The 12,533-nt window shown below is 73.4% G+C and carries 7 protein-coding genes; 6 read left to right on the forward strand and 1 reads right to left on the reverse strand.

Translation table 11 applies throughout. From position 1 onward, the window contains the following. The first annotated feature begins 308 nt into the window (after positions 1-308). Positions 309-3,383, forward strand: coding sequence for a beta-N-acetylglucosaminidase domain-containing protein (locus tag ACFXKG_RS07440; protein ID WP_384833831.1), 3,075 nt, complete (start codon positions 309-311; stop codon positions 3,381-3,383). A gap of 50 nt (positions 3,384-3,433) precedes the next feature. Here ACFXKG_RS07440 and ACFXKG_RS07445 read toward each other — a convergent pair whose 3' ends face one another. After that, positions 3,434-3,967, reverse strand: coding sequence for an HNH endonuclease (locus ACFXKG_RS07445; RefSeq protein WP_382897608.1), 534 nt, complete (start codon positions 3,965-3,967; stop codon positions 3,434-3,436). 361 nt (positions 3,968-4,328) lie between these two features. Here ACFXKG_RS07445 and ACFXKG_RS07450 point away from each other — a divergent pair, with 361 nt between their 5' ends. The 5 genes from ACFXKG_RS07450 to ACFXKG_RS07470 all read left to right on the forward strand — a co-directional run bounded on the left by ACFXKG_RS07450 (position 4,329) and on the right by ACFXKG_RS07470 (position 12,531). Further along, entirely contained in the window at positions 4,329-5,393 is a 1,065-nt protein-coding gene (locus tag ACFXKG_RS07450; RefSeq protein WP_384833834.1) for a mechanosensitive ion channel family protein, read from the forward strand. A 311-nt stretch (positions 5,394-5,704) separates the two neighbouring features. After that, entirely contained in the window at positions 5,705-7,111 is a 1,407-nt protein-coding gene (locus ACFXKG_RS07455) for a hypothetical protein (RefSeq protein WP_384833838.1), read from the forward strand. 11 nt (positions 7,112-7,122) lie between these two features. After that, positions 7,123-8,187, forward strand: coding sequence for a glutamate ABC transporter substrate-binding protein (locus ACFXKG_RS07460; RefSeq protein ID WP_384833841.1), 1,065 nt, complete (start codon positions 7,123-7,125; stop codon positions 8,185-8,187). Positions 8,188-8,312: 125 nt separating this feature from the next. Beyond that, on the forward strand, positions 8,313-9,641 hold the full coding sequence (locus tag ACFXKG_RS07465) for a hypothetical protein (RefSeq protein ID WP_384833844.1): 1,329 nt from the start codon (positions 8,313-8,315) through the stop codon (positions 9,639-9,641). A gap of 55 nt (positions 9,642-9,696) precedes the next feature. Beyond that, positions 9,697-12,531: a tetratricopeptide repeat protein gene (locus ACFXKG_RS07470; protein ID WP_384833847.1), complete on the forward strand. Its 2,835-nt coding sequence runs from the start codon at positions 9,697-9,699 to the stop codon at positions 12,529-12,531. Positions 12,532-12,533 lie beyond the last annotated feature (2 nt).

The following is a 12,533-nucleotide window of genomic DNA, read 5'->3' on the forward strand; positions in this document are numbered from 1 at the left end:
CCTCCAGATGACAGGGAACAGGACACCGCAGCCCTACCCAGCGGACGGGACCGCAGACGTCCACACCCCGTAAACGTGTGTCGAGTCACGATCTGTTCCTCGAACCTGCGGGCCCGCTCGAACGTATTGACGCCCAGCGGAGATCATCACCGCCCGGTGCGGGGTCCTGCTTACCACAACGGGCAAATGCGACACAACGGCCGCATGCATTGACACCCTCACCACGGGGGTGGTGGGCTCGTTGGCGCTCGGCGCCGGGTTGGCAGCGGTACCGGTGGTACCGGCAAACAGCAGGAGGGGAGTCGGGCATGCAGCTCGGGCACAGCGGGCACCGGAGGGGGACCGCGACCGCCGTGGCCGTCGCCGTGATCGGCGGTCTTCTCGGTGCCGCGCCGGGCGCACTCGCCGCCCCCCGAGACCCGGGGCCCCCCGCGGCCTCGTCACCCGAACGGGCGAGCCGGGACAAGGTTCCCGCCGTCTGGCCCCGGCCGCAGACCATCCGGGCCGCCGGGAAGGCCGTCCCCCTCGGGGACGAGGCGACCGTCGTCGCGGGCACGGGCGCCGATCCGTACGCCGTACGGGAGCTGGTGGCGGTGCTGCGCTCCGCGGGCGTCCGTACGGTGCACAGCGTGACGGCGTCCGCCACCGGAGCCCTTCCCGGGAAAGGCCCGGTCGTCCTCGCGGGCGGGGCGGGAGCGCGGGCCGCGCTCGACGCGCTGCGCGCCCCCGAGCAGGCCGACATCCCCTCCGGGGGCTACCGGCTCGCGGTGGGCACCGTCGCGGGCCGGTCCACCGTCGCCCTGGACGGCATCGGTCCCGACGGCCTGTTCCACGCGGCCCAGACCCTGCGCCAGCTCGTCTCCCCGAACGGCCGGGGCAACGGCGACAAGCGGCCCGCCGTACCCGGTGTGGTCGTACGCGACTGGCCGGGCACGGCCGTACGCGGTACGGCGGAGGGTTTCTACGGCCGCCCCTGGAACCACACGCAGCGTCTCGCGCAGCTCGACTTCATGGGACGCACCAAACAGAACCGCTATCTGTACGCGCCCGGCGACGACCCCTTCCGGCAGGCGCGCTGGCGCGATCCGTACCCCGCGGCGCAGCGCGCGGACTTCCGCGAGCTGGCCGAGCGCGCCCGGCGCAACCATGTGACGCTCGCCTGGGCCGTCTCCCCCGGCCAGGCCATGTGCATGTCCTCCGAGCGGGACCTCACGGCGCTCCAGCGCAAGATCGACGCGATGTGGGCGCTGGGGGTGCGCGCCTTCCAGCTCCAGTTCCAGGACGTCAGCTACAGCGAGTGGCACTGCCGGGCGGACGCGGAGACGTTCGGCTCCGGCCCCGAGGCGGCCGCCAGGGCGCAGGCGCGGGTGGCGAACGCGGTCGCGGCCGGGCTGGCCGAGCGGCACCCGGACGCCCAACGGCTCACGGTGATGCCCACGGAGTACTACCAGGACGGTGCGACGGAGTACCGCGCGGCGCTGGCCGGGGCACTCGGCCCGCGCGTCCAGGTGGCGTGGACCGGCGTCGGGGTCGTGCCGCGCACGATCACCGGCCGGGAGCTGAAGGAGGCGCGGACCGTCTTCAAGCACCCACTGGTCACCCTGGACAACTATCCGGTCAACGACTACGAGCAGAGCCGGCTCTTCCTCGGCCCGTACACCGGCCGGGAACCGGCGGTCGCCACCGGCTCGGCCGCGCTGCTCGCCAACGCGATGGAACAGGCGTCCGCCTCACGCATCCCGCTGTTCACGGCCGCCGACTACGCGTGGAACCCGCGCGGCTACCGGCCCCAGGAGTCCTGGCGGGCCGCGATCGCGGATCTCGCGGGCGGCGACGGCCGGGCCCGCGACGCACTCGGCGTGCTGGCGGGCAACGGGGCCTCGTCCATCCTCGGTGAGCCGGAGTCCGCCTATCTGCGTCCGCTGCTGGACGAGTTCTGGCGCTCGCGCACGAATTCGGACGGCCGGGCGCGCACGGCCGCGGCGACCGCGCTGCGGAGCGCGTTCACGGCGATGCGCGAGACCCCGGAACGCCTCTCGGGCACGGCCGGCGGCCTGCTGGAGGACGAGGTACGGCCCTGGCTCGACCAGCTCGCGCGGTACGGCGAGGCGGGCGAGCTGGCGGTGGACATGCTGGGCGCCCAGGACCGCGGCGACGGCGCGGGCGCGTGGCGGGCCTCGGTGGACCTGGCGCCGCTGCACTCGGCGGCCGGGGCGAGCCAGGCGACCGTCGGCAAGGGGGTGCTGGGCGCCTTCCTGGACCGGGCGGTGAAGGAGGCGTCGGCGTGGACGGGCGTGGCGCGCGCGAAGGGCCAGTCGGTCACGGAGGACACCGGCGAGGACGGCCGGCGCACGTACACCGTCAGCGTGGGGCGGCCCCGGCCCGTCGAGACGCTGAACACGCTGACGGCGCCGGGGACGGGCGCGGGCGCCGCCGTCGAGGCCCATGTGCCGGGGCAGGGCTGGCGGCCGCTGGGGCCGCTGTCGCCGAGCGGCTGGACCGAGCCCGCCGGGCCGGCGCTGAAGGCGCTGAAGGGGCAGCCGGTGGACGCGGTACGGATCGTCTGGTCGGGCGGCCGCGCCGGTCCCGCCGGGTCCGCCGCGGCGGCCCCGCCGGCCGACGTGGCGTTCGTACCGTGGTTCGCCGACGAGCCCCGGGCCGGGCTGACCCTGGCGCGGGGCGAGACGGACGCGCGGATCGGCGGCGGTCCCGAACGGGTGGAGGCGCGGCTGACGTCGCTGCGCCCCGGCGGGGTGAAGGGCAGCCTGACGGCGAAGGCGCCCTCCGGCATCAAGGTGACGGCGCCGAAGGGGACGACGGTGCCGCGCGGCTCGCAGCGGACCGTTCCCGTCGAGGTCAGCGTCCGCTCGGGCACTCCCGCGGGCACGTACGAGGTGCCGCTCTCGTTCGCGGGCGAGGAGCGCACGCTGACGGTACGCGCCGCACCGGACACCGCGGGGCCGGACCTGGCCCGTACGGCCACGGCGTCGTCCTCGGGCGACGAGACGCCCGACTTCCCGGCCGCGGCGGCGGTGGACGGCGACCCGGCGACGCGCTGGTCCGCCCCGGTCGAGGACACCGCCTGGCTCCAACTGGAACTGGCCCGCCCGGCGCGGGTCGGCCGACTGGTGCTGCGCTGGGAGGACGCGTACGCGAGCCGCTACCGCGTCCAGGTCTCCGAGGACGGGCGCACATGGCGTACGGCGGCGACGGTGCGGGACGGCAGGGGCGGGCGGGAGGCGGTAGGCCTGGACGCGAAGGACACCCGGTACCTCCGGATCCAGGCCGACGCCAGGGGCACCCGCTTCGGGTACTCACTCTTCTCGGTCGAGGCGTACGCGGTGCGCGGCGGGCCCGCCGGTAAGGACCGGGCCCGCCCCTGAGTGGGCCGGTTCTCCTCAAGGAAGGAGCCGGTTCTCCTGAGCCGGCTCTCCTAAAGGAAAGAGTCGATGCGGGCCACCGCGTCCTCCGCTCCGTACGGCTGCAGGTACGGCATCCAGCGCGGGTCGCGGTGGCCGGTGCCGATGATGCGCCAGGCCAGGCCGGACGGCGGGGCGGGCTGGTGGTTGAGCCGCCAGCCCAGTTCCCTCAGGTGGCGGTCCGCCTTGACGTGGTTGCAGCGGCGGCAGGCCGCCACCACGTTGTCCCACACGTGCTGTCCGCCACGGCTGCGCGGAATGACGTGGTCGACGCTGGTTGCGACGCCACCGCAGTACATGCAGCGTCCGCCGTCACGGGCGAAGAGCGCCCGGCGGGTCAACGGGACGGGCCCCCGGTAGGGGACCCGCACGAAACGCTTGAGTCGTACGACGCTGGGGGCCGGGATGACTCGGGTCTCGCTGTGCATATAGGCGCCGGATTCCTCAAGACAGAGGGCCTTGTTCTCCAGAACGAGGACGAGCGCGCGGCGGAGCGGTACGACGCCGAGCGGCTCGTACGACGCGTTGAGGACCAGGACATGCGGCACGGATGCCTCCTATTACGCCGGCGGCACGTGGCTCGCGCCGGGACGATCTGCTCTCAGTCTCTCCTCATGCCTGGTCGAAACGCCACCACGTCCAGGTAACGGGCTCGGAGTGTTTTCTGCCACAGGAGGCACCGGGAGGCCCCGCGGAAGGGGTCCTGCCCGCCCCGGGCCTCACCGGGGCCGTACGGGCACGCCGCGGGGCCCACGTGAGGCGCGTCTCTCCGTCGCGCGGGGCGGCGGACGGGCCGCGTTGCCCCGTTAGTGTGGTTCATCCGGTCGCGTACACGTGGCCGGATGTCGCGTTTCCGCCGTACCGCTCGCGCCGCACCACCGTCCGGCCCGCATCTGGAGGTTCCCTGTCGTGTCCTGGTCCGTCCCACTGGCCGCCGGCTCCGCGTCCGACCCCGTCACGCTCGACGAGGCGGCGGACCGGGCGGGGGACGCGGCGAGCTGGGTGGAGGAGAACTGGGCCACCTGGCTGAGCATCGGCTTGCGGATGACGCTGATCCTGGTGATCGCGCTGGTGCTGCGCCATGTGATCCGCCGGGCGCTGACCAAGCTGATAGACCGGATGAACCGCAGCGTCCAGACCGTCGAGGGCACCGCCCTGGGCGGGCTGCTGGTCAACGCCGAGCGGCGCAGGCAGCGCTCGGAGGCCATCGGGTCGGTGCTGCGGTCGGTGACCTCGTTCCTGATCCTGGGCACGGCCGCGCTGATGATGCTCGGCGCGCTGAGCATCAACCTGGCCCCGCTGCTGGCGTCCGCCGGGGTCGCCGGGGTGGCGCTCGGCTTCGGCGCGCGCAACCTGGTGACCGACTTCCTCTCCGGTGTCTTCATGATCCTGGAGGACCAGTACGGCGTCGGGGACACGATCGACGCCGGGGTGGCCTCCGGCGAGGTGATCGAGGTGGGGCTGCGCGTCACGAAGCTGCGCGGCGACAACGGCGAGATCTGGTACGTACGCAACGGTGAGGTCAAGCGGATCGGCAACCTCAGCCAGGGCTGGGCGACGGCCGCCGTGGACGTGATGGTCCGGCCGACGGAGGACCTGGAGCGGGTCCGTACGGTGATCCAGCAGGTGGCCGAGAAGCTCGCCAAGGACGATCCGTGGAACGAGCGGCTGTGGGGTCCGGTGGAGGTGCTGGGCCTGGACTCGGTGCTGCTGGACTCGGTGACGGTACGGGTCTCCGCGAAGACCATGCCCGGCCAGGCGCTCCGGGTGGAGCGCGAGCTGCGCTGGCGGATCAAGCTGGCCTTCGACGAGGCGGGCATCCGGATCGTCGGGGGCGTCCCGGCCCCGGTCGAGGAGGAGTCCGCGCCGGACCCGTCGGCGGGCGTCTCGGCCCCGTCGGCGCTGGCGAGCCCGACGTCCCCGCAGTCCCTGGCGGCGTCCCCGCTCGCGCCGCCGCCGAATCTGGCCAAGTAGGGTCAGCCGAGCCGGCGCGTGGGTGCGGGGAACCCGGGTTACCGGGGAACGAGGGGTACGGGGGGAAGAAGCCGGGTAGCCCGGTCCTGAGTCATCCGAACGCGTACGAACTGCCGTGAAGGGGAACCGATCACCGGGCCCCGGCGTATTCATGGTGGGGAGAGCGGGCGGCTGCGCCGGGCGGTTCGTCAATCAAGATCCAGTCAGCTCTTGCGCAGTTGTCGGTACCTGCGGCCATACTGCTGGCCGAGAGCTGTCCCCCGGCCCGCAGGGGGCGGGCCGCCGTCGTCCATGACCGAGGGGGAGGTCACGTGACATACCCGCCGAATGTGCGCACAGCGCCACCGTCGGCTCCGCAGCACGCGCCGGCGCCACCGTCCGCGCCCCCGGGCGCGCCGCGGCCGCCCGCGCGACGTGCGGTGTGGTGGGAGACGACGGACCGGCTGCGCGCCGCGGCGACGACGGAGCCGGGCCGGCTGCGGATCATCGGCGCGGCCCTGGCGCTGCTGGTGGTGGCGTTCGGCGCGGTGACGGCGTGGGAGGTCGCCGACCGGCACTCCGCCGCGGGCGACGTGGTGAGCCGCAGTCAGCCGCTGAGCGCGGACGCGGCGAACATCTACCGCTCGCTGGCCGACGCCGACACGGCCGCGGCGAGCGGCTTCCTGGCGGGGGCCCAGGAGCCGGCCGCGGTGCAGGAGCGGTACCGGAAGGACATCGAGACGGCGTCGGGGCTGCTGATCACGGCGGCGACGCACACGGACAGCGGGAGCGAGTCCGGCCGGCAGATAAGAACGCTCAACGAAGGTCTGCCGCGCTACACCGGACTGGTCGAGCGGGCCCGCGCCAACAACCGGCAGGGGCTGCCGCTGGGCGGCGCCTATCTGCGGTACGCCAACGAGCAGATGACCAGGGAACTGCTGCCCGCCGCCGAGAAGCTGTACGCGGCGGAGACGGAGCGGCTGGCGCGGGACAACGACGACGCGCGGCTGTGGCCGTTCGTCTCGCTGGCGGTCGGTGTCGTCGCGCTCGGCGTGCTCGTGTGGGCGCAGCGGCGCAACTACCGCCGGACCAACCGCGTCTTCAACCACGGCCTCCTCGCGGCCACCGCCGGGGCCACGGTCCTGCTGCTGTGGCTGGCCGTCGGCCAGACCGTCGCGCGGACCGAGCTGAACAACGCCCAGACGCAGGGTCAGGAATCGCTGAAGGTCCTCAACGAGGCGAGGATCAACTCGCTCAAGGCGCGCGCGAACGAGAACCTCACCCTGGTGGCCAGGGGCGCGGTCCTCACGGCGGACGGCAAACACGACAAGTACGAGACGGACTACACAACGGGCATGGACAAGCTCAGCACCGCGCTCGGCGAGGCGAAGAAGCTCGCCGACGACAGCGCGGGCGGCAGACCGGTGGACGAGGCGATCTCGGCGGTCACCCAGTGGCGCGAGCGCCACAAGTCGGTCAGCGCGATCGACCAGACCGGTGACTACAGCGCGGCGGTGCGGAAGGTCATCGGCGACGACGGTTCGACGGGGCAGTCGTTCGACAGGGTGGACAAGGCGCTGGGGACGGCGGTCGAGGAGGAGCAGAAGGAGTTCAAGCGGGCGGCGTCGGACGGCAGGGACGCGCTGACGGGGCTGGCGGTCGGCGCGGGGGTGCTGGCCCTGCTGGCGGCGGTGGGCGCGATCCTGGGCATAGGCCGCAGGCTTTCGGAGTACCGGTGAGAGGGAGCGGGATGACTGCCAGGGACAGGCTCGACCGGTTCCGCGGGACGCGCGGTCCCCGGTCGTTCGACAGGCTGCGCGGCTGGGGCGGTGTCTCGGCGATGGCGGGCGCCTGTGTGCTGACGGCGTCGCTCACCCTGCTTCCGCTCTCCCATTCCGTCGCGGAGCGCCCGGACGGCGGGGCGGAACGCACGGCCACGGCCGTTCCGGCGGTGACGGCGGAGGAGTGCCGGGAGCCGGAGCGCAGCGTGCCGGCCTCGAACGAGGACGGTCCCTCCATCCAGGAGATCAAGGCGCGGGAGAACCGGAAGCTGATCATCGGGGTGGACCAGAACAGCTACCGGTGGGGTTATCTCAACCCGGACACCAAGGAGCCCCAGGGCTTCGACATCGATCTCGCCCGTGCCATAGCGAAGGACATACTCGGCAGCGAGAAGGACGTCATCTTCCGCGCCATCCCCACCAATCAGCGGGTCGCCGCGCTGGACAACGACACGGTCGACCTGGTCGTCAGGACGATGACGATCAACTGCGCCCGGATCAAGCAGGTCGCGTTCTCCACGGCCTACTTCGAGACGGGGCAGCAGGTGCTCGCCCCCAAGGGCTCGACGATCACCGGGTTCAACAGGACTCTCGCGGGCAAGCGGGTCTGCACGGCGAACGGATCGACGGCGTACAACGCGCTGGAACAGCAGTCCTACGGCGCGATATTCAAGGACGAGCACGACAACACGGCCGGCGACGAGGACCGGCTGACGGTGCCCAACCAGCTCGACTGCCTGGTCAGGCTCCAGCTCGGCGAGGTGGACGCGGTGGTCACGGACAACGCGCTGGCGGCCGGTCAGGCGGCCCAGGACCCGGCGGTCGAGCTGGTCGGGGAGCCGCTCACGTCGGAGTACTACGGCGTGGCGGCCAAGCTCGGCAACGATGATCTGGTGGCCCGGGTGAACAAGGTGCTCGACGGGTATCGCGCGGGTGGGGCGAACAGCCGCTGGATGCTCTCGTACGACAAGTGGCTGAAGGCGGCGCTGCCGGGCATCAGCGCTCCGCCGACGGCGAAGTACAAGGACGGCTGAGGGCAGCTGCGGCGGCAGCGGACGACGGCGGCAGCGGACGACGGTGGCAGCGGTGGCGGAACGGGATCGGACAGCGCCGGCAGGCACGCGCCACGGCGGCGTACGGCGGAGCGGAGAGGTGATCGATGGGCAGCACGGGCTCCTTTCCCGAGGCGACGGGAAGGCCACCGGGACCGGTGATGGACCGGGACGAGGTGGACCGTGCCCTGGCGCGCCTCGAAGCGGAGCACGAGGCGATCGAGAGCTCGCTCCTCGCCCTCCAGGACCACGCGGGGCGCCGCCTTCTCGAAGGGGCGGAGCTGACCGGGGTCACGAAGGACCGCTGGGCCACCGCCGAAGGCGCGATCACCCTGCTCTGGTCGTACTTCGACAGCTACACCGCCGCGCTGACCGGCGCCCGTGAGGCGCGCGCCCGGCGTCGCTGGCCGAACCGCGACGATCTGGTGGAGCTGACGGAGACGCTGCGCGGCCGGGGTGTCACCGTCGCGGGCCCCGCCCGGCCGCTGCCGAACCTCACCGGCCCGGCCCGGCTCTCCGAACACTTCACGCTCGCCGAGCTGGTGACGCGGATGAACAAGCTGTACGCGAGTTCGCTGGACATGGTCGTGACCGCGGACTCCGTGTGGTCGGCGCTGCCCGCCCGGATCGACCTGCTCTCCGCGGAGCTGCAGCGCACGCGTTCGCTGGCGCACTCCGTGGGCGTACGGCCCGGGGAGCATCCGGCGGGCGACGACCTGGAGTCGATCACCCACGAGCTGTCCACGCTCCGCGCCCAGGTGATCTCCGACCCGCTGGCCTTCTGGCGCCCCGCGCCCGGCAGTTCGGCCCCGGGCGGCGGCCGGCCCGACACCGAGCGGTACGACCGGGCGGCCCGCGCGCTGGAGGACGTGCGCGGCGAGATCGAGGCGGTCCTGCGGGTGCGCCAGGACTCGGAGGAGCGGCTGATGCGGCTGCGCGACGTGCTGTCGCGGGCCGACCGTACGCTCGCCGAGGCGCGCACGGCCCGCGGTGAGGTGCTGGCGAAGATCGCCGCCTCCGAGGTGCCCGCGGTGAGCGGTCCGCCGACCGTGCTCCACGAACGGCTGTCGGCCGCCGCGGAGTACCGCAGGCACGCCCAGTGGCACCGGCTCTCGCCGCTCCTGGAGTCGCTGGAGCGGGAGGCGGAGGACGAACTGCTGCGGGCCCGCGAGTCCCTGACCGCGGTCACGGCGCCGCTCGCGGTCCGCGCCGAACTGCGCGGCCGGCTGGACGCGTACAAGGCGAAGGTCGCCCGGCACGGCATGGCCGAGGACCCCTTCCTGATCGAGCGGTACGACGCGGCGCGCCGGATGCTGTGGAGCGCGCCCTGCGATCTGCGCGTCGCCGAGCAGGCCGTCCTGCGGTACCAGCGGGCCGCGGCGGACGTCCTCGTGCCCGGCCCGCCGGGGCCGGCCGACCGCGGGGGTGGCGCGTGAGGGTGAACGGCTCCGGCACGGAGAGCGGCATGACAGCAGGCGAGCAGGGGGACGGATGAGCGGGAACACGGCGTGCCAGCGCCCCGGCTGCGAGGGCTCGTACGAGGACATGGGCGGCGGTGAGCTGTACTGCGACACCTGCGGTCTCGCCCCCGTCGTCTCCCCCAACGGCTCGCTCTCCTCGCCGCCCACGGGCATCACCGGCGGCGGCCGGGGCGGCAGCGGCTCCGGGGGCGGCTCGGGGAAGGGCTCGGGCAGCGGGGACTCCTCGCGCTCGTCGCGTTCTGCGCGCTCGGCGCGCTCGGCGCGCTCGTCAACAAGCCGCTCCTCCCGGTCCTCGACCTCCCGCCGGTCCGTCTCGGGCCGGCTCTCCCGCTCGCTCTCGGGGCGGGTGTCGTCGCGGTCGGTCTCGGTCCGCAGCTCCGGCTCCTCCACCAGCGCCTCGGGGCGGGGCAGGCTGGGCGCGGGCCTGGTCTCCGTGCCGGACGTGCCGCGCCCCGATCCGCGCTCCGCCGTCATGGAGCGCCCCGAGGTGCCGGAGCGCAAGCGATACTGCTCGCGCTCGGACTGCGGGGCGCCGGTGGGCCGCGCGCGCGGTGACCGCCCGGGCCGTACGGAAGGGTTCTGCACGAAGTGCGGGCACCCGTACTCTTTCGTGCCCAAGCTCCACGAGGGCAATGTGGTGCACGGCCAGTACGAGGTCGTGGGGTGTCTGGCGCACGGCGGTCTCGGCTGGGTCTATCTGGCCATCGACCGCGCCGTGTCGGACCGCTGGGTGGTCCTCAAGGGCCTGCTGGACACGGGCGACCAGGACGCCATGGAGGCGGCGATCTCCGAACGGCGCTTCCTCGCCGAGATCGAGCACTCCAACATCGTCCGCATCTACAACTTCGTGGAACACCTCGACCAGCGCACGGGCTCCATGGACGGCTACATAGTCATGGAGTACGTGGGCGGCAAGTCGCTCAAGGAGATCGCCAACGAGCGCCGTACGAGCGCCGGCAAGCGCGACCCGCTCCCCGTCGAGCAGGCGTGCGCGTACGGCATCGAGGCGCTGGAGGCGCTGGGGCATCTCCACAGCCGGAACCTGCTGTACTGCGACTTCAAGGTCGACAACGCGATCCAGACCGAGGACCAGCTCAAGCTGATCGACATGGGCGCGGTCCGCAGGATGGACGACGAGGAGTCGGCGATCTACGGCACGGTCGGCTACCAGGCCCCCGAGGTCGCCGAGACCGGTCCGTCGGTCGCCTCCGACCTGTACACGGTCGCCCGCACCCTGGCGGTGCTGACGTTCGACTTCCAGGGCTACACCAACGTGTTCGCGGACTCGCTCCCGGATCCGGACAACATCGACGTCTTCCGTACGTACGAGTCGTTCTACCGGCTGCTGGTACGGGCCACGGACCCCGATCCGGCCCGGCGGTTCTCCTCGGCCCAGGAGATGGCGGAGCAGCTCACGGGTGTGCTGCGGGAGGTCGTGGCACTCCAGACGGGACGTCCTCGCCCCGCGCTGTCCACGCTGTTCGGCCCGGAACTGAGGGTCACGGACACGGAGTTGTTCGCGGAGCTGACGGAGGACGTCTCACGGCTGGGGGTACGGGCGGAGCCGAAGGGCGGCCTGTTCGGCCGGCGCGTCAAGGCGGCGGCCGGGGCGGGTGAGGCAGGCCGGGCGGGTGGCCCGGCCACTGCCGCCGCCGCGCTGCCCGCTCCGGGCGCCAGACCGGGCGCCGCCGGGTACGGCGGCCTCGACCCGGCCGCGCTGCCGGCCGCGCCCGCGGGACCACCGGCGCCCGCGCTGCCCGCGCTGCCCGCGCTGCCCGTGCAGGCGGCGCAGTCCGCCCTGCCCGCCGAAGCCGCCTTCGGCGCGCCCGCGGGCGGGAGCGGCGCGCCCCGGCTCGCGCCGCTCGACGCGGCGGCGACCGCGCTGGCCCTGCCCGTGCCGCGGGTCGACCCGAACGATCCGAACGCCGGGTTCCTCGCCGGTCTGCTGGCCTCCGCGCCCACCGAGCTGATCACCGCGCTGGCCGCGGCTCCCACCGACTCCGTGGAGCGCGGGCTGCGCGAGCTGCGGGCCCGGCTGGAGATGGGCGAACTGGCCACCGCCGCCGAGGCGCTGAACGTACTGGAGGAGCGCCGCCCGGACGACTGGCGGGTCGTCTGGTACCGGGGGATCGCCTCGCTGGCGAGCGGCGACCACGAGGTCGCGGCGCTCTCCTTCGACGCGATCTACGACGCGTTCCCCGGCGAGCCCGCGCCGAAGCTGGCGCTCGGCGTCTGCGCCGAGGTGCTGGGTCAACTGGACAACGCGGCCGAGTACTACCGTCTGGTGTGGACGACGGACCCGAGCTACGTCAGCTCGGCGTTCGGGCTGGCGCGGGTGCAGCTCGCCGCCGGGGACCGGACCGGCGCCGTACGGACCCTGGAGTCGGTGCCCGAGGCGTCGATCCACTACACGGCGGCACGCGTCGCCGCCGTACGGGCGCGGCTGCGCGAGCGGGGCGTACCGGCGCCCGCGCCCGCCGTCGCCCCCGGCCCGGGTCAACCGTCCGGGCAGGGGCGGGGCTTCGGTACGGAGCCGGCGCTGATCGACGATCTGACGGCCGCGGCGCAGCAGGTCTCCGCGCTCCAGCAGTTCGATCTGGACGCCGTCCGGCGCGAGCAGTTGTCGACGGAGGTTCTGGGCACCGCTCTGGACTGGGTACTCTCCGGTGGACCGGGGTCGGGTCCCGCCCGGAGCGCGCTGCTCGGCAGCGAACTGGACGAGCGTGGTCTGCGTCTTGGACTGGAACGCTCGTACCGGGTACTCGCCCGGCTCGCTGAGCCCGGCGAGGAGAGGATCGAACTGGTGGAGCGGGCCAACCGTTTCCGCCCCCGGACGTGGGTGTGATT

It is taken from the genome of Streptomyces sp. NPDC059255 (genome assembly GCF_042752355.1).
GTDB lineage: Bacteria > Actinomycetota > Actinomycetes > Streptomycetales > Streptomycetaceae > Streptomyces.